The organism is Aeromonas sp. QDB56, assembly GCF_027705505.1.
Taxonomy (GTDB): Bacteria; Pseudomonadota; Gammaproteobacteria; order Enterobacterales; family Aeromonadaceae; genus Aeromonas; species Aeromonas caviae.
In genome coordinates this window covers 1-17,032 of sequence record NZ_JAPDBZ010000084.1, presented here as the reverse complement: position 1 = coordinate 17,032, position 17,032 = coordinate 1, and the positions used below count along the sequence as shown (strand labels likewise).

Here is a 17,032-nt window from a genome sequence, read left to right as displayed (position 1 = left end):
CAGGGCGGTGAAGATATCAAAGACCCGTTTTCCGGTAAATCGCTATGCGGCTCCGCTTAAGTGAACAGCATTGCGCCTTAGGGCGGCCTTGTGGTGTCTGCGGGTGTCAGCATGGAATAGTGAACAGTCTGTTGCTGGTAGTGCGTTCTGTTGTTGATAGATGAAAAAATATCAGGATTCACTAAAGACCGTTCATGATTGTGCCGATAGAACTACCAAGATGGGGGTATTCCCGGCCCCCGGCTACCACAAGGATTCGTTGTCATGACTCTCTCGTTGCGCGGCAAGCTGCTCGCGGCCAGCCTGGGGGGAGTGCTGCTGATGGCAGCCCTGCTCGGTATTGTCGCCTTCCACACCCTCAAATCCCGCACCCTTGACGCCATCCAGAGCGAGGCGGTCAACTACGGCCACGCCCACTCGGTGGCCATCGGCAACTGGCTTGAGGATCGCAAGCACGCGGTCGACGCCCTGGCCGCCGTCATTGCGCGCGACCCCGACACGGCCCTGGTGCCCCACCTGTTGCAGACCCGCACCTCCGGCGGTTTCGGCCTCACCTATTTTGGTTCGGCGCAGGGGGAGATGACCCGCCACGATCCCGCCCTCAACACCGCCAACTATGACCCCAGGGCCCGCCCCTGGTACCAGAACGCCGACAAGGCGGGCAAGCTCATCGTCACGCCGCCCTATGTCAGCGTGACCATGCAGCAGATGGTGGTGACCCTGGCCGAGCCGGTGAGCCACCAGGGCCGGGTGATCGGGGTGGCCGGGGCGGATCTCTCCCTCGACGCCCTCATCGACGAGGTGCTGGCCATGAAGGTGCAGGGAGAGGGCTACGCCATGCTGCTCGATCGCACCGGCCTCATCGTCGGCCACCCGAACAAGGAGCTGGCGCTCAAGCAGGTGGCGGAGCTGGATCCCGGCCTCACCGGGGCGGCGCTGGATGCGTGGAGCCGCGACGACGAACTGCACGGCGCCAATCTGAACGGGCGCGAGGTGCTGCTCTCGGTGCAGGGAGTGCCCGGCACCGACTGGCTGCTCGCCATGGTGATGTACAAGGAGGTGCTGGAGGCGCCGCTCGCCTCCCTGCTGTGGCAACTGGTAGGGCTGACCCTGGTGCTGCTGCTGGTGTTCGGTGCCCTGCTCATCGCCATGTTCAACTACCTGTTCGCGGATCTGGGGCGGGTCTCCAGGGCGCTTGCCGACATCGCCCACGGGGAGGGGGATCTCACGGTGCAGATCGCCACCCGCAGCCAGGATGAGGTGAGGCAGCTGGCCCAGAACTTCAACCAGTTCGTGGCGCGACTGCACGGCATCGTCAGCCGGTTGCGGGACGTCACCGTCGAGCTGGCGGCCCAGTCCCGCACCCAGGCGGCGGGGGCCGAGGCCCGCAGCCAGCGGGTGCGCCTGCAGCAGGACGAGATCGTCATGGTGGCGACCGCAGTGACCGAGATGGCTTCCGCCACCCAGGAGATCGCCGGCAACGCCGAGTTTGCCGCCAACACCGCCGGCGATGCGGTGCGCCTCGCGGTGGCCGGCCAGTCCCAGGTCGGCCAGAGCCAGCGCAGCATCACGGGGCTGGCGGGGGAGGTCTCCGACGCCAGCCAGACCATCCACGAGCTGGATGGCCACGCCCAGCAGATCAGCGGCATTCTGGCCACCATCAGCGGCATCGCCGAGCAGACCAACCTGCTGGCCCTGAACGCCGCCATCGAGGCGGCCCGGGCCGGGGAGCAGGGGCGCGGTTTTGCCGTGGTGGCGGACGAGGTGCGGGTGCTGTCGCGCCGCACCCACGACTCCACCGCCGAGATCCAGCAGATGATCGAGGCGCTGCAGCAGACCACCCGCAAGGCGGTGGGCGGCATGGAGACCAGTCGCCAGCTGGCGGGCACCAGCGTGGAGGACGCCGAAGCGGCGAATCTCAGCCTGGGCAGGATCAACGAAGCCATCGGCGCCATCAGCGACATGGCGACCCAGATCGCGGCGGCGGCCGAGGAGCAGACCTCGGTGACCGGCGAGATCAGCCGCAACACCGAGAATATCCGCCACGTCTCCCAGGCGCTGGCGGCCCAGGCTGGCGAAGAGGCCGCCCAGGCGGCCCAGCTCAAGTCTCTCACCGAGCGGCTGGAGCAGGAGATCGGGCGCTTCCGGCTCTAGGCTGCGACCCGGATGTGACAAAGGCGACCCCGGGGTCGCCTTTATTCATCCTGTGTATGGATATTAATTCGTCATGCACCCGCTGAATAATGCCGGGTCCTGGCCCTGCAACGGGCGCAGGCAGAGGCTCAGAGGGGCTTGATGTAGCTGTAGAACTCGTTGTCCCGCTGGTAGCCGTGCCCTTCGTAGAGGGCCTGAGCCTGCCGGTTGTCGGTGGCGGTGCTCAGCATCAGGAAGGCGGCGCCCGTCTCCTGGCCGTGGCGATCGGCCCGCGCCAGCAGCGCCTGGGCCACCCCCTGCTGGCGGGCCGCCGGCGCCACGAACAGATCGTACAGCAGCCAGATGGGTTTCAGGGCGAGGGAGCAGAACAGGGGATAGAGGTGGGCAAATCCCAGCACCTCTCCCGCCTCGCTCTGGGCCACGAAGAGCACCGACTCCCCGGCAGTGCAGCGCTCCAGCAGGAAGGCTTCGGCGGCCTCGGGCCGGGCAGGCAGCCGGTAGAACGCCCGGTATTCCACGAACAGGGGGGTGACCAGGGGAATGTCCCCGGGGGTGGCCTGGAAGATCCTCATGAGGCGTTCCCCGCCGGATCCTGGTTGACCCAGATCAGCCGGTCGGTGGCAAAGCCGAGCCCTCTGGCCCGCTCGACCAGGGCCTCTACCTTCTCTTTGGGGGGATGGGGCGTGCGGGAGAGGATCCAGAGGTACTGGAGGTTGTAACTGCTCACCAGGGAGAGCTCATAGTCCGTCGCCAGCACGTTGTAGCTGCCGTAGAAGGGGCCGAAGAAGCTCACCTTGAGGCGCCCCTCGTCGCTGTCGCCCACGAAGTAGGCGCGCCCCTCGGCCTCGCGCCACTCCCCCTGTTCGTCCTGCCCCCGGTTGATCACCCTGACACCGCCGTCATCCCGCAGGCTGTAGGTGGCGGTGACCCGGTTCAGGCCGCGCTCGAAACCGTGATCGAGGCGGGCCACCTCGTACCAGGTGCCCAGGTAGCGGTCGAGCTGGAAGGGCTTGACCACCTGGTGTCCCGGTGGAATGCCGGTGCAGGCGGTGGCCAGCAGGGTCAGAACGAGCAGGATCAGTGTGCGCATGTCATCCCTCCACGATACGCAGTTGTCCCGAGCGGAAGCGTGCCACGTGTTCGCTCGGGGTGTTGCCAAAGAAGCGTTTGTATTCGCGACTGAACTGGGAGCCGCTCTCGTAGCCTACCTTGTCCGCCGCCACCCCGGCCTTGAGGCCGTCGTGCAGCATCATCAGCCGTGCCCGGTGCAGGCGCAGGGTCTTGATATACTGCAGGGGCGAGGTGGCGGTGGCCGCCTTGAAGTGGTGGTGGAAGGCCGAGACGCTCATGTTTGCCTCCCGGGCCAGCTCCTCCACCGTCAGGTTCTCGGTAAAGCGCTGCTCCATGATACGCAGCACCCGGGCTATCTGGCTCACCTGGCTGTGACGGCTGGCCATGGCCAGCAGGGCGGGGGCCCCCCCTTCGTGCAGGGCGTGGAACAGGATCTCGCGCACGATCTGGGGCCCCAGCACCCGGGCGTGGAGCGGTTTGTCCATCACGTCGATGAGGCGCTCCACCGCGCAGAGCATGGTCTCGGAGAGGGGCACGGAGACGACGCCGCGACCCGGTTCCGCCGGGGCGGGGGCCGCGTCCCCCATCTCCAGCAGCAGGGCCTGCAGCGCCGCCACGTCGATCTCCACCGAGAGCCCCACCAGAGGGGATTCGGGGGAGGCGAAGCACTCGCACTCGCAGGGCAGCGGCAGGGTCATCATCAGGTAGTGCTCGGGGTCGTAGCGGAAGGTGAAGTCCGAGAGATAGCCCACCTTGTGCCCCTGCAGGATGATGATCATGCGCGGGCGGTAGAGCACCGGGATGCGGTCATGATGCTCCGTGGTGTAGATGAGGTGCACGCCGGGCACGGGGGCGGCGGTGATCCCCGGGTGGGGTGCCAGGGCGGCGAGTCGGCTGGCGAGGGCGGACTGGTGGGTCGCCGCGATGGGCTGATTTGTACTCATTTATCCAGGCTCAGTAGAAATAGGCAAGAAATCGGCAGAAAGCTCCCTTGATGGTAGGAGGTTATAAGAGAAAAATGCAACCCATACCTTACCGACTACGACCACCCCGGGAGATCCCATGAACAACTTCATCCTGCACACCCCCACCAAGGTGCTGTTCGGCAAGGGCCAGGTGGCCCAGCTGCGCGGCCAGATCCCCAGCGACGCCCGCATCCTCGTCACCTACGGCGGTGGCAGCGTGGTGCGCAGCGGCTTGCTGGACCAGATCCGCAGCGAGCTGGCCGGCCTGACCCTGTTTGAATTTGGCGGCATCGAGCCCAACCCCACCTATGAAACCCTGATGGGCGCCGTCGAACTGGCCCGCGCCGAGAAGGTCGACTTCCTGCTCGCGGTGGGTGGCGGCTCCGTGCTGGACGGCTCCAAGTTCATCGCCGCGGCCGCTCACTATGATCCGGCCAGGGATCCCTGGCACATCCTCGAGACCGTCGGCGGCGAGGTGGCCTCCGCCATTCCCCTGGGCAGCGTGCTGACCCTGCCGGCCACCGGCTCCGAGATGAACATGGGCGCCGTCATCACCCGCAAGAGCACAGGCGACAAGCAGCACTTCTTCTCGCCCTTCGTGATGCCGCGCTTCGCCGTGCTCGACCCCGTGCTCACCTACACCCTGCCCGCCCGTCAGGTGGCCAATGGGGTGGTGGATGCCTTCATCCATACCCTGGAGCAGTACCTCACCTACCCGGTGGATGCCAAGGTGCAGGATCGCTTTGCAGAAGGGCTGCTGCTGACCCTGGCGGAAGAGGGGCCCAAGGCGCTGGTGGAGCCGGAAAACTACGACGTGCGTGCCAACATCATGTGGAGCGCCACCCTGGCACTGAACGGCCTGATCGGAGCCGGCGTGCCCCAGGACTGGGCCACCCACATGCTGGGCCACGAGATCACCGCCCTGCACGGTCTGGACCACGCCCAGACCCTGGCGGTGGTGCTGCCCGCCCTGCTGCAGGCCAAGCGCGAGCAGAAGCGCGCCAAGCTGCTGCAATACGCCGAGCGGGTCTGGGATCTGCGCAGCGGCAGTGACGAGGAGCGTATCGACGGTGCCATCGCCGCCACCCGCGACTTCTTCGAGCGGATGGGGATCAAGACCCGGCTGCGGGATTACGTGGCCGACGCCCGGATCGACGCCCTGCTGGCCAAGCTCGAAGAGCACGGCATGACCGCCCTGGGTGAGCACGGCGACATCGACCTGGCCCAGAGCCGGCATATTTATGAGGCGGCCTGGTAAGCAGAGCGCGCCTGAAGCGGGCCGCAGGCCCGGTTGCACCAGGGGGCCCGAACCCGCCAGCAGGCGGGGACGCGGCCCCCTTATCGTTGCAAAATGGTTACTTTTTCCCTTTTCATCTCATCAGATGAGCCAACGGCAGATTTCGTAAGAACAAAAAACGCTAAGGTAGAGGCCGGGTTAAACATTTTTTTTGACTGGTTGGATCACTTTTTTTAGCGCTTTTTGCTGGTATAAGCCCCTAATTTGGTTTGTTTTTTTTAATCATGGTCCGGGATGGGCTGAATTCTGTACCCGCCCGCCCGGGGCCGTGGTTGTAATAAAACTCCAAAATTTGATACTAATCACCCTCGCGCCTGAAAAGCGGGGGCCTGACCGTGACAGGAGGTCGAGGTGAAGCCTGCTGATTTTCATAACAAAGGGCCCGTGACCTGCACTTTGATCATGCCTTGTCCCCTCAGACATGAGAGACTTGGCGATGATTGTTTATTAACCATCAGGGAATAGTCATGCAGATTGGAATACCGAGAGAGAGTCTCGCCGGTGAGACCCGGGTCGCAGCGACCCCGGCCACTGTCGAGCAGCTGAAAAAGCTCGGCTTCGAGGTTGCCATCGAGGCCGGTGCCGGCCTGCGAGCCAGCTTCGATGATGCCGCCTTCGAGGCTGCCGGTGCCAGCGTGGTACCGAACGTCTGGCAAGCCGACCTTGTCTTCAAGGTCAACGCGCCGACCGAGGCCGAAATCGCACAAATTAAGGATGGTGCCACCCTGGTGAGCTTCATCTGGCCCGCCCAGAACCCCGAGCTGGTCAAGAAGCTTTCCGAGCGCAACATCAATGTGATGGCGATGGACATGGTGCCGCGGATCTCCCGTGCCCAGTCCCTCGACGCCCTCTCTTCCATGGCCAACATCGGTGGCTATCGCGCCGTCGTGGAAGCCGCGCACCAGTTCGGTCGCTTCTTCACCGGCCAGATCACCGCCGCCGGTAAAGTACCGCCCGCCAAGGTGCTGGTCATCGGTGCCGGTGTGGCCGGTCTGGCCGCCATCGGGACCGCCGGTTCCCTCGGTGCCATCGTGCGTGCCTTCGATACCCGTCTGGAAGTGGCCGAGCAGATCGAGTCCATGGGTGGGGAATTCCTCAAGCTGGACTTCGGCGGCGAAGATGGCGCTTCCAGCGACGGTTACGCCAAGGTGATGAGCGAAGAGTTCATCAAGGCCGAGATGGAGCTGTTCGCCCAGCAGGCCAAGGAAGTGGACATCATCATCACTACCGCCCTGATCCCGGGCAAGCCGGCACCCAAGCTCATCACCAAGGAAATGGTGGACAGCATGAAGCCGGGCTCCGTCATCGTGGACATGGCGGCCCAGGCCGGCGGCAACTGCGAATACACGGTACCGGGTGAACTGCATGTCACCGACAACGGCGTCAAGGTGATCGGTTACACCGATCTGCCGGGCCGCCTGCCTGCCCAATCCTCCCAGCTCTACGGCACCAACCTGGTGAACCTGATGAAGCTGATGTGCAAGGAGAAGGACGGCAACGTCGCCATCGACTTCGAAGACGTGGTGCAGCGCAACATGACGGTGGTCCAGGCCGGTGAAGTGACCTTCCCGCCCCCCGCCATCTCCGTTTCTGCCGCCCCGCAGAAACCTGCTGCCGCCAAACCGGCCGCCAAGAAGGAAGAGGCCAAGCCCTCCAACAAGAAGTTCGTGTTCGGTGCCCTCGGCATCGCCGCCTTCGGTTGGGTGGCCGCTGTGGCGCCTGCCGCCTTCCTCTCCCACTTCACTGTCTTCATCCTGGCCTGCGTGGTCGGTTACTACGTGGTGTGGAACGTCTCTCACGCCCTGCACACGCCGCTGATGTCGGTCACCAATGCCATCTCCGGCATCATCGTGGTCGGTGCGCTGTTGCAGATTGGACAAGGGTCGACCCTGGTCACCGTGCTGGCCTTTGTCGCCGTGCTGATTGCCAGTATCAACATCTTCGGTGGCTTCACCGTCACTCAGCGCATGCTGAAGATGTTCCGTAAGGATTAAGGGGGTTTAACGTGTCTCAAGGACTGGTAACAGCATCCTATATCGTTGCCGCCGTGCTCTTCATCCTCAGTCTCGCGGGACTGTCGAAGCAAGAAACGGCCAAGCATGGCAACCTGTTCGGTATCGCGGGGATGGCCATCGCCCTGCTCGCCACCGTCTTCAACCCGGAAACCAGTGGCGTCCACTGGATCATCCTGGCCATGGCCATCGGTGGCGCCATCGGCGTGCGTCTGGCCCTCAAGGTCGAGATGACCGAGATGCCCGAGCTGGTGGCCGTACTGCACAGCTTCGTGGGCATGGCAGCGGTGCTGGTGGGCTTCAACAGCTTCATCGATCTGCACCCCTCCGCCCCCGCTGAAGTGGTGGTCTCCGTCGGTTCCAACCTGGATGCGACCCTGGCAGCCGCCCGGGCGGCGTTCGAGCAGGCAGCAAGCGTCGCCCAGGTCGAGCACCTCTCCGGCGCCATGCTGAACATCCACCTGGTGGAAGTGTTCCTGGGCGTCTTCATCGGTGCCGTGACCTTCACCGGTTCCGTGGTGGCGTTCGGCAAGCTGCGTGGCCTCATCTCTTCCAAGCCGCTGATGCTGCCGCACCGCCACAAGCTGAACCTGCTGGCCGTGGTGGTCTCCATCGCGCTGATGATCCACTTCGTCAACGCCGGTGGCTCCACCTTCGCTCTGCTGGTGATGACCCTGATCGCCTTCGCCTTCGGCTGGCACCTGGTCGCCTCCATCGGTGGCGCGGACATGCCGGTGGTGGTCTCCATGCTGAACTCCTACTCCGGTTGGGCGGCGGCGGCGGCGGGCTTCATGCTTTCCAATGACCTGCTGATCGTCACCGGTGCCCTGGTGGGTTCCTCCGGTGCCATCCTCTCCTACATCATGTGCAAGGCGATGAACCGCTCCTTCATCTCCGTGATCGCCGGTGGCTTCGGCTCCGACGGCGTGGCCTCCACCGCCGAGCAGGAGCTGGGCGAATACCGCGAGACCAACGCCGAAGACGTGGCCGACATGCTGAAAAACGCCAGCTCCGTTATCATCACCCCGGGCTACGGCATGGCGGTGGCGCAGGCCCAGTACCCGGTGGCCGAGATCACCCAGAAGCTGCGTGATCGCGGCGTCAAGGTGCGCTTCGGCATCCACCCGGTGGCCGGTCGTCTGCCTGGTCACATGAACGTGCTGCTGGCGGAAGCGAAAGTCCCCTATGACATCGTGCTGGAAATGGACGAGATCAACGATGACTTCGCCGACACCGACGTGGTGCTGGTGATCGGTGCCAACGACACCGTCAACCCGGCCGCCATGGAAGATCCGGGCAGCCCCATCGCCGGCATGCCGGTGCTGGAAGTGTGGAAGGCGCAGAATGTCATCGGCTTCAAGCGCTCCATGAACACTGGCTACGCCGGTGTCCAGAACCCGCTGTTCTTCAAGGAGAACACCCAGATGCTGTTTGGCGATGCCAAGGCCAGCGTCGAGGCCATCCTGAAGGCGCTGTAAGCGTTGACCGGATGAGACAAAAAGGGGGCTTCGGCCCCCTTTTTCTATGACCAGAGTGGGTGACCGTGGCAGGGAACAGACAGGCGGTGGTGCCTGCCTGTCCGGACTGACTGGCGAGCCCTGGCTCAATTAAAGTTGAGCAAAAGCACCAAAAAACCACCTTGAAGGCCTCTCATGAGGCCTTTTTGTCATTTCAGTCGTGATTTTGCTCACATTTTGTGGTGTTGTCTCACCAGTCGGGCATAATGCCGGCGCAAAAAGCGGGTTTGCTCAATTTTATTTGAGTCCGCTGTGAATATCCTTACCCAACGTTGACCGGATGACCCCATGATCGAGGTAGCCCCCTTGCGCGACGCCAGCACACTGACCGATGAAGAGCGCCATCTGATTGCCAGCTTCGAGCCTGCGGTGGCGGCGCTGTCCGCCCTGTTTGGCCCGGGCTGCGAGGTGGTGCTGCACGCCTTTGACAGCCTGCACGCCTCCGTCATCAAGATTGCCAACGGCCACATTACCGGCCGCCAGGAGGGAGCGCCGGTCACCGACTTCGCGCTCGACAAGTTGCACAGTGCCGCCGGCAGCCAGTGGAGCAGCTATTTCTCCCGCACCCGGGAGGGCTCCCTGCTGAAGTCCTCGTCCATCACCATCAGCAACCGCGAGGGCAAACCCATCGGTATGCTGTGCGTGAATTTCAGTCTGGACACGCCCCTTGGCAGCCTGCTCGACACCTTTGCCCCGCCCGCAGTGCCCCCTGCCCACGGCACCGAAACCTTCGCCAGCTCGGTGGATGATCTGGTGGCGCAGGTGATCGCCAAGGTGGACAGGGATCCCGGGCTGGGCAGCAGCGTGCGCAACAAGGCGATCGTGCACCGGCTTTACGACATGGGCATCTTCGAGATCAAGGATGCCGCCCAACTGGTGGCCGAGCTGCTCGGCATCTCCCGCCATACCGTTTACCTGCATATCCGCAATCACAAGGCGGAACTGGCCGAACAACAATGACGAGCCCGCATGCGGGCGCCATGAACATGAGACACATCGCAATGAACGCACAATGGACCGACTTTATTACCCTGCTCAAGCGTGAAGTGGTGCCGGCCCTCGGCTGCACCGAGCCCATGTCGGTCGCCCTGGCGGCGGCCAACTGCCGCAAGCTGCTGGGCCAGGTACCGACCCGCACCCGCGTCTGGGTCAGCGGCAATCTGTTCAAGAACGGCATGGGGGTCGGTGTGCCCGGCACCGGCATGATCGGCCTGCCGGTGGCCGCCGCCGTCGGCATCACCGGTGGCAACCCGGATGCCGGGCTGGAGGTGCTCAAGAGCCTCACGCCGGATCAGGTCGAGGCGGCCAAGGGGCTGCTGCCCACCATAGAGGTGGATGTGAAGGATGTGCCCGACGTGCTCTACGCCGAGGTGCTGGCCGAAGTGGAGGGGCACAGCGCCCGGGTGGTGATCTGTACCGACCATACCCGCATCGTGCTGATGGAGAAGGATGGCGAGGTGCTGATGGTGCAGGACAGCGCCCCCGGGGTGCAGATCCAGCCCGCCAAGGCCGACAAGCCCGCCATGACCCTGAAGGAGATCGTGGCCTTCGCCCTGGAGGTGCCGCTGGTCGAGATCGACTTCATCCGCGAGGCGGCCACCATGAACCAGGCGCTGGCGGACGAAGGGCTGCAGGGCTATGGCCTGCGCATCGGCAAGATCCTCACCGATCAGGTGGAGCGCAAGCTGCTCTCCGACGACCTGATGACCCTGGCCATGCGCCTGTCGTCTGCCGCCTCCGATGCGCGGATGGATGGCGCCATGCTGCCCGCCATGTCCAATTCCGGTTCCGGCAACCAGGGCATTGCCGCCACCATGCCGGTGGTCGCCGCCGCCCGCTTCCTCAAGGCCGATGACGAGCAGCTGGCCCGTGCCCTGGTGATGAGCCACCTGGTGGCCATCTACATCAAGGCCTACCAGAACAAGCTCTCCGCCCTGTGTGCCGCCAGTACCGCCGCCATGGGATCGGGGGCCGCCATCACCTGGCTGCTGGGGGGCCAGTTCGAGCAGATCAGCCACTGCATCAACAACATGATTGGGGATGTTTCCGGCATCATCTGCGACGGCGCCGGCAGCGCCTGCTCCATGAAGGTCTCGACCTCCACCTCGGCGGCGGTGAAATCCTCGCTGATGGCCATCAACAACCTGCGCGTGCCCCAGAGCGAGGGGATCGTCTCGGACGATGTGGATCAGACCATCGCCAACCTGGGTCGTCTCTCCAAGGAGGGGATGCTGGATACCGACATCGAGATCATCAACATCATGCGGGCCAAGCAGCAGGGTAAGCACCAGTGACCCCGGAGTGCCGCCGTCGGCCATAAAAAAACCGGAGCCAGTGGCTCCGGTTTTTCATTGTCCGTTCGCTACTCAGCCGCGACCGAGACGGTTGTCCGGGTAGTTCTTGGCCAGCACTTCTCGGGCATGCTGGGCCAGGGTCGGCATCTTCAGGGTATCATAGGCGTTGACCATGATTTCCAGTGCCTTCTCGGTTTCCACCGTGTCGGGATAGGTCTCGACGATCAGCTTGGCGCGGTTGGCGGCGGCGATCAGGGCGTCACGCTTGACGTAGTACTCGGCTACCCCTAGGTCATAGCGGGCAAGACGGTTCTTCAGGCCGATCATGCGGGCACGGGCATCGGCTGCATAGCTGCTGTTGGGGTAATTCTGCAGCAGGGTCTTGAAGTCCTGGAAGGCCTGACGGGCGTAGGAGGGGTCCTTGTCATCCCGATTGATGCCGAGGAAATCCTGGAAGAAGTTGTAATCCGCCGCCATGTTGGTCAGGCCGCGCATATAGAAGACGTAATCGATGTTCTTGTGCGCCGGGTTCAGGCGGATGAAACGGTCGATGTTGGCGATCGCCTGGGCGGTATCATCCTGCTTGTAGTAGGCATAGATGAGATCGAGCTGAACCTGGTTGGAGTAGGCACCGAACGGGTAACGAGAGTCCAGCGCTTCCAGCAGTTCGATGGCATTGAGGTAGTTGCCGGTATCCAGTTTGATGCGGGCTTTCTGGTACAGAACTTCCGGCGGTTCGTCGGGAACCTTGGGTTTGGTGCTGGAACAGCCAGTGATCAGGGTAGCGACCAAGGCGAGCGACATCAGCAGGTGAGACTTCTTTCCCATCAACAACATCCGGTCCATTTCCACGAAATTGGCAAAGTATCCGTTATGCTTGGCTAAAAGAAAAGCTAGAATACCCGGATTATTTCGAATTGATACCCCCGCTCAAGAGACCATACATGAGCCAGCATATTGAACTGACAGGCGAATTTCAGGATCACCAATTCGGGCAACGACTCGACCAGGCCCTGGCCGAATTGTTTCCCGACTACTCCCGGACCCGCATCAAGGAGTGGATTTTACAGGACAGAGTGACCCTGGACGGTCAGGTTGCCAATACCCCGCGCGAGAAAGTGGTGGCCGGGCAGCAGGTACATGTGAATGTGGAACTGGCAGACGACACCCGCTGGGATGCCCAGAACATCGAGCTGAACATTGTCTATGAAGATGAACACATCCTGGTGATCGACAAGCCGGCCGGCCTGGTGGTTCACCCGGGCGCCGGTACGCCGGACGGCACCGTGCTCAACGCCCTGCTGCACCGCTACCCCGGCATCGCCGAGGTCCCCCGTGCCGGTATCGTGCACCGTCTGGACAAAGACACCACGGGGTTGATGGTGGTGGCCAAGACCATTCCCGCCCAGACCCACCTAGTGGAAGCCCTGCAGGCACGCCAGATCACCCGTGAGTACGAGGCGATTGCCATCGGTCACATGACCGCCGGCGGCACCGTCGATGCCCCCATCGGTCGTCACCCGACCCAGCGTACCCACATGGCCGTGGTGCCCAACGGGCGCGAGTCCGTCACCCACTACCGGGTGCACGAGAAGTTCCGTGGTCACACCCGTCTGCGGTTGCGGCTGGAGACCGGCCGTACCCACCAGATCCGTGTCCACATGGCCCACATCAAGCATCCGCTGGTGGGGGATCCCGCCTACGGCGGTCGTCTGCGTCTGCTGCGCAACGCCACCCCCGAACTGACGGAGGCCCTGCGCGCTTTCCACCGTCAGGCGCTGCACGCCACCATGCTGAAGCTGGCGCACCCCATCACGGGTGAAGTGATGGAGTGGCACTCCCCCACGCCGCAGGACATGGTGGCGCTGATGGAAGTGCTGCGGGCGGATACCCTGGCCAATCCTGACGATCTGGTCTGGAACTGATCCCGAGGGCGGCCTTGCGACGATTCCTGCCGTAACCGGCCCTCCATGATCTGATGCGGGGCCCCTTGACTGGTTGCAGCCAAGGGGCCCCGTTTTCATATGAACGAAAGGAGCCACAGATGAACTGGATCGCACCCGACTGGCCTGCACCGGGCAATGTCAGGGCTCTCTCGACCACCCGGGACGGCGGCATCAGCGAAGGGGTCTTTGCTGGTCTGAACCTCGGGGCCCATGTGGGCGATGCACCGGCCAGGGTCGAGGTCAACCGCGCCCGACTGCAGCAGGTGGCGGGGATCCCCGGCACTCTCAACTGGCTCAACCAGGTACATGGCATCGCCGTCCATCCGGTGAGCGACCGTTATGAGCGCGTACCGGATGCCGATGCCGCCTGTGCGCATGAGGCGGGGCAGGCCTGCATCGTGATGACTGCCGACTGCCTGCCGGTGCTGTTCTGCGATCGGGCAGGCACCGTAGTGGCGGCGGCCCATGCCGGCTGGCGCGGACTGCAGGGGGGCGTATTGGAGGCAAGCATCGCCGCCATGGGCTGCGAGCCTGGCGAGATCCTGGCCTGGCTGGGCCCGGCCATCGGTCCCGCCGCGTTCGAAGTGGGTGGCGAGGTGCGCGATGCCTTCATGGCGGAGCAGGCCGAGGCGGCGGCTGCGTTCGCCCCTTCGTCCAACGAGGGGAAATGGCTGGCGGATATCTATCAGCTGGCCCGACTGCGCCTCGCCCGCGCCGGCGTCACCGCCATCTATGGCGGCGAATACTGCACCTTCAGCGACAGCGAGCGCTTCTACTCCTATCGCCGCGACGGGCAGACGGGTCGCATGGCCTCCCTTGTGTGGCTGGAAAAATAGCCGAAGAGGCGCTCGCGAGTGGCCGCAAGCGCCTCTTCACTCCCTGGTGATGGTCCTTTGGCGGCCATGTCTTGCTGCCGAGCAGGCTCAGGGTACAGGCTGCCATTGCGAGGTCGTTTTCCCTCGGTCATTGCTATTGAGGAAAAAATAAACAGCTACCCCTTGAAATTGCCCTTCAAGACCACATCTTCCTTGTCAGAAAGCGATGTTGTTGCCGCGCATGCGGCGTCTGTCTTGAAGGGGGAGTGCAATGCGCCTCGATCGCCTGACCAGCAAATTCCAGATTGCCATTTCCGATGCCCAGTCTCTTGCACTGGGTCGTGACCACCAATTCATTGAACCCGTCCATCTGATGAGCGCCTTGCTCAATCAGGACGGCGGATCCATTCGTCCGCTGCTCACCCTGACCGGGCTCGACATCAATACCCTGCGCTCGCGCCTCGGCGAGGAGCTGGACCGCCTGCCCCGCGTCAGCGGTGTGGAAGGGGACGTCCAGCTCTCCAACGGCCTCGGCCGGTTGCTCAACGTCTGCGACAAGCTGGCCCAGCAGCGCAAGGATCAGTTCATCTCGTCCGAACTCTTCGTGCTGGCGGCCCTCGACGAGAAGGGGACCCTGGGCGAGCTGCTGCGCGCCCAGGGGCTGACCAAGGAGAAACTGGAAGCGGCCATCGACAAGGTGCGCGGCGGCAAGAAGGTGGACGACGCCAACGCCGAGGAGAACCGCCAGGCGCTGGAGAAGTACACCATCGATCTCACCGAGCGGGCCGAACTCGGCAAGCTCGACCCGGTGATCGGCCGGGATGACGAAATTCGCCGCACCATCCAGGTGCTGCAACGCCGCACCAAGAACAACCCGGTGCTGATCGGCGCACCCGGCGTCGGCAAGACCGCCATCGTCGAGGGGCTGGCCCAGCGCATCATCAATGGCGAAGTGCCGGAAGGGCTCAAGAACAAGCGGGTGCTCTCCCTGGACATGGGGGCCCTGGTGGCCGGAGCCAAGTATCGCGGCGAGTTCGAGGAGCGGCTCAAAGCGGTTCTGAACGATCTGGCCAAGGAGGAGGGCAGCGTCATCCTCTTCGTGGACGAGCTGCACACCATGGTCGGTGCCGGCAAGGGCGAGGGTGCCATGGATGCGGGCAACATGCTCAAGCCCGCCCTGGCCCGCGGCGAGCTGCACTGCGTCGGGGCCACCACCCTCGATGAGTACAGGCAGTACGTGGAGAAGGATGCCGCGCTGGAGCGCCGTTTCCAGAAGGTGCTGGTGGAGGAGCCCTCGGTGGAGGACACCATCGCCATCCTGCGTGGCCTGAAGGAGCGCTACGAGCTGCACCACCATGTGCAGATCACCGACCCCGCCATCGTCGCGGCGGCCCAGCTCTCCCACCGCTACATCGCGGATCGCCAGCTGCCTGACAAGGCCATCGACCTCATCGACGAGGCGGCGGCCAGCATCCGGCTGCAGATCGACTCCAAGCCCGAGTCCCTCGATCGCCTCGAGCGGCGCATCATCCAGCTCAAGCTCGAGCAGCAGGCCCTGATGAAGGAAGATGACGACGCCAGCCGCAAGCGCCTCGACCTGCTCAACCACGAGCTGGGCGAGAAGGAGCGGGAGTACAACGAGCTGGAGGAGGTGTGGAAGGCCGAGAAGGCCGCCCTCGCCGGCACCCAGCACATCAAGGCAGCGCTGGAGCAGGCTCGTCAGGACCTCGACGTGGCGCGCCGCGCAGGGGACTTGGGCCGCATGTCCGAGCTGCAGTACGGCCGCATTCCCGAGCTGGAGAAACAGCTGGATCTCGCCACTCAGGCGGAGATGCAGGAGACCAGCCTGCTGCGCAACCGGGTCACCGACGTGGAGATTGCAGACGTGCTGGCGCGCTGGACCGGCATTCCGGTCGCCCGCATGCTGGAAGGGGAGCGAGAGAAGCTGCTGCGGATGGAAGATCAGCTGCATAGCCGGGTGATCGGTCAGGAGGAGGCGGTGGACGCCGTCTCCAACGCCATCCGCCGCTCCCGCGCCGGGCTGTCCGACCCGAACCGTCCCATCGGCTCCTTCCTGTTCCTCGGCCCCACCGGGGTGGGCAAGACCGAGCTGTGCAAGGCGCTGGCCGAGTTCCTGTTCGATACCCAGGACGCCATGGTGCGCATCGACATGTCGGAGTTCATGGAGAAGCACAGCGTGGCCCGTCTGGTGGGGGCGCCTCCCGGATACGTGGGTTACGAGGAGGGGGGCTATCTCACCGAGGCGGTGCGCCGTCGCCCCTACTCGGTGATCCTGCTGGACGAGGTGGAGAAGGCTCATCCGGATGTGTTCAACATCCTGCTGCAGGTGCTGGATGATGGCCGCCTGACCGACGGTCAGGGGCGTACCGTGGACTTCCGCAACACGGTCGTCATCATGACCTCCAACCTCGGGTCGGATCTCATCCAGGAGCACCACTCCGAGAAGGATTACGACGAGATGAAGACCATGCTGATGGAGGTGCTGACCCGCAGCTTCCGGCCGGAGTTCATCAACCGGATCGACGAGACCGTGGTGTTCCACCCGCTCGGTGAGGAGCACATCAAGTCCATCGCCCGCATCCAGCTCAAGAGCCTGATGAGCCGTCTGGAGTCCCAGGGCTTCGAGGTGGAGGTGAGCGAGGAGCTGCTGACCAAGCTGGTCCACGCCGGGTTCGATCCCGTCTACGGGGCGCGCCCCCTCAAGCGGGCGATCCAGCAGAAGGTGGAGAACCCGCTGGCCCAGGCCCTGCTCAGCGGTCGGGTCATCCCGGGCAAGACACTGCGGCTGGGGGCCGACAGCAACGGCCTCACCATGACCCAGTAATGGGATTGTCGATGAAAAACGCAGGCCTCGTGCCTGCGTTTTTTTTAGGTTCATCGCGGCTTTCCGGGGAAGGCCGCCTTGATTTTCAGAAAAAAGTATTCTGAGTCCCTAAATCC

13 protein-coding genes are annotated in these 17,032 nt (G+C 63.8%); 9 read left to right on the top strand and 4 right to left on the bottom strand.

The annotated features are described in order from the left end of the window. Positions 1-264 precede the first annotated feature (264 nt). Positions 265-2,154, top strand: coding sequence for a methyl-accepting chemotaxis protein (locus OKB81_RS13600; protein WP_160838559.1), 1,890 nt, complete (start codon positions 265-267; stop codon positions 2,152-2,154). Between the two features lie 128 nt (positions 2,155-2,282). On the opposite strand, the gene OKB81_RS13595 is transcribed toward OKB81_RS13600, so the two are convergent. The 3 genes from OKB81_RS13595 to OKB81_RS13585 are packed head-to-tail and all read right to left on the bottom strand — an operon-like array spanning position 2,283 to position 4,169. Next, entirely contained in the window at positions 2,283-2,726 is a 444-nt protein-coding gene (locus OKB81_RS13595; protein ID WP_069652370.1) for a GNAT family N-acetyltransferase, read from the bottom strand. Beyond that, a complete protein-coding gene (locus OKB81_RS13590) occupies positions 2,723-3,244 on the bottom strand; it encodes a lipocalin family protein (RefSeq protein ID WP_160838561.1) in 522 nt (173 codons plus the stop codon). Before OKB81_RS13590 ends, OKB81_RS13595 begins: the two co-directional genes overlap by 4 nt. Before the next feature lies 1 nt (position 3,245). Then, the gene (locus tag OKB81_RS13585) at positions 3,246-4,169 is read right to left on the bottom strand and encodes an AraC family transcriptional regulator (protein ID WP_160838563.1); all 924 of its coding nucleotides are present in this window, start codon (positions 4,167-4,169) and stop codon (positions 3,246-3,248) included. A 118-nt stretch (positions 4,170-4,287) separates the two neighbouring features. Between OKB81_RS13585 and yqhD the strand changes: the two genes are divergently transcribed. From yqhD to OKB81_RS13560, 5 genes are all read left to right on the top strand, one after another. Then, positions 4,288-5,448, top strand: a complete 1,161-nt coding sequence (gene yqhD, locus OKB81_RS13580; protein ID WP_128296088.1) for an alcohol dehydrogenase — start codon at positions 4,288-4,290, stop codon at positions 5,446-5,448. Positions 5,449-5,954: 506 nt separating this feature from the next. After that, positions 5,955-7,481: a Re/Si-specific NAD(P)(+) transhydrogenase subunit alpha gene (locus OKB81_RS13575; protein ID WP_010675996.1), complete on the top strand. Its 1,527-nt coding sequence runs from the start codon at positions 5,955-5,957 to the stop codon at positions 7,479-7,481. A gap of 11 nt (positions 7,482-7,492) precedes the next feature. Next, a complete protein-coding gene (pntB, locus tag OKB81_RS13570; protein ID WP_010675995.1) occupies positions 7,493-8,977 on the top strand; it encodes a Re/Si-specific NAD(P)(+) transhydrogenase subunit beta in 1,485 nt (494 codons plus the stop codon). A gap of 327 nt (positions 8,978-9,304) precedes the next feature. Further along, positions 9,305-9,976, top strand: coding sequence for a helix-turn-helix transcriptional regulator (locus OKB81_RS13565; RefSeq protein WP_042864779.1), 672 nt, complete (start codon positions 9,305-9,307; stop codon positions 9,974-9,976). A gap of 26 nt (positions 9,977-10,002) precedes the next feature. Beyond that, positions 10,003-11,310 carry an L-cysteine desulfidase family protein gene (locus tag OKB81_RS13560; protein ID WP_160838565.1) on the top strand — a complete coding sequence of 436 codons (1,308 nt, stop codon included), beginning with the start codon at positions 10,003-10,005 and terminating at the stop codon, positions 11,308-11,310. A 72-nt stretch (positions 11,311-11,382) separates the two neighbouring features. Here OKB81_RS13560 and OKB81_RS13555 read toward each other — a convergent pair whose 3' ends face one another. Next, positions 11,383-12,138 (bottom strand): outer membrane protein assembly factor BamD, encoded by a 756-nt coding sequence (locus OKB81_RS13555; protein ID WP_039039695.1) that lies wholly within the window; start codon positions 12,136-12,138, stop codon positions 11,383-11,385. A 116-nt stretch (positions 12,139-12,254) separates the two neighbouring features. Here OKB81_RS13555 and rluD point away from each other — a divergent pair, with 116 nt between their 5' ends. From rluD to clpB, 3 genes are all read left to right on the top strand, one after another. After that, entirely contained in the window at positions 12,255-13,235 is a 981-nt protein-coding gene (gene rluD, locus OKB81_RS13550; RefSeq protein ID WP_042864780.1) for a 23S rRNA pseudouridine(1911/1915/1917) synthase RluD, read from the top strand. 119 nt (positions 13,236-13,354) lie between these two features. Beyond that, positions 13,355-14,092: a peptidoglycan editing factor PgeF gene (gene pgeF, locus OKB81_RS13545; protein ID WP_160838567.1), complete on the top strand. Its 738-nt coding sequence runs from the start codon at positions 13,355-13,357 to the stop codon at positions 14,090-14,092. Positions 14,093-14,342: 250 nt separating this feature from the next. Further along, entirely contained in the window at positions 14,343-16,916 is a 2,574-nt protein-coding gene (gene clpB, locus OKB81_RS13540) for an ATP-dependent chaperone ClpB (protein WP_257711943.1), read from the top strand. Positions 16,917-17,032 lie beyond the last annotated feature (116 nt).

Excerpts from the sequence above, each read along its gene's own strand:
- OKB81_RS13595 (WP_069652370.1), bottom strand. The coding sequence starts at position 2,726 with ATGAGGATCTTCCAGGCCACCCCCGGGGACATTCCCCTGGTCACCCCC.
- OKB81_RS13600 (WP_160838559.1), top strand. The coding sequence starts at position 265 with ATGACTCTCTCGTTGCGCGGCAAGCTGCTCGCGGCCAGCCTGGGGGGA.
- OKB81_RS13560 (WP_160838565.1), top strand. The coding sequence starts at position 10,003 with ATGAGACACATCGCAATGAACGCACAATGGACCGACTTTATTACCCTG.
- OKB81_RS13590 (WP_160838561.1), bottom strand. The coding sequence starts at position 3,244 with ATGCGCACACTGATCCTGCTCGTTCTGACCCTGCTGGCCACCGCCTGC.
- OKB81_RS13585 (WP_160838563.1), bottom strand. The coding sequence starts at position 4,169 with ATGAGTACAAATCAGCCCATCGCGGCGACCCACCAGTCCGCCCTCGCC.
- OKB81_RS13565 (WP_042864779.1), top strand. The coding sequence starts at position 9,305 with ATGATCGAGGTAGCCCCCTTGCGCGACGCCAGCACACTGACCGATGAA.
- rluD (WP_042864780.1), top strand. The coding sequence starts at position 12,255 with ATGAGCCAGCATATTGAACTGACAGGCGAATTTCAGGATCACCAATTC.
- OKB81_RS13555 (WP_039039695.1), bottom strand. The coding sequence starts at position 12,138 with ATGGGAAAGAAGTCTCACCTGCTGATGTCGCTCGCCTTGGTCGCTACC.
- yqhD (WP_128296088.1), top strand. The coding sequence starts at position 4,288 with ATGAACAACTTCATCCTGCACACCCCCACCAAGGTGCTGTTCGGCAAG.
- clpB (WP_257711943.1), top strand. The coding sequence starts at position 14,343 with ATGCGCCTCGATCGCCTGACCAGCAAATTCCAGATTGCCATTTCCGAT.
- pgeF (WP_160838567.1), top strand. The coding sequence starts at position 13,355 with ATGAACTGGATCGCACCCGACTGGCCTGCACCGGGCAATGTCAGGGCT.
- OKB81_RS13575 (WP_010675996.1), top strand. The coding sequence starts at position 5,955 with ATGCAGATTGGAATACCGAGAGAGAGTCTCGCCGGTGAGACCCGGGTC.